Source organism: Oleiphilus sp. HI0080, assembly GCF_001635135.1.
In genome coordinates, this window is the sequence record NZ_LWFU01000805.1 from 1 (window position 1) to 423 (window position 423).

The window sequence follows — 423 nt, forward strand, 5'->3', positions numbered from 1 at the left end:
CAATGATAGTGTAATCCGCTTCACCCTTATTTCCAGTTCTGACAGAATTATTTTTTATCTCCTGCAGACCTGCGCCAAGCGCATTCGCCTCACCTGAGTTATGAGACCGTTGCATCCGCCAATAATCTGTCAAAGTCCTACCACTTACACGGTAAACTTCGAACACGCGTTGCAATCGCTGAGTATCTGAAGGCTTAATTCGCTCTGCCGACTCCGGATCAATATCTTTTAGCAAGCTGTGTATGTGCGCCCACCCCTTTTCCTCAGCAAGCCGATTAATCTCTTTTCGAACACCTTCATCCGCTGACGGCATCGCTGCAATTCCGTCACGTAGCACGCGAAAGTACATCATCGTGCCGCCAACCAACAACGGTATCCTGCCTTTTTCGCTGATCTTGCGCATCTCACTCAACGCATCTTCAT

General features: G+C 48.5%; 1 protein-coding gene. It reads right to left on the reverse strand.

Annotated features, from left to right (window positions below):
- The coding region (locus tag A3751_RS16460) for a tRNA dimethylallyltransferase (protein ID WP_304439043.1) at positions 1–403 on the reverse strand (403 nt) is incomplete at its 3' end.
- Between the last annotated feature and the right edge of the window lie 20 nt (positions 404–423).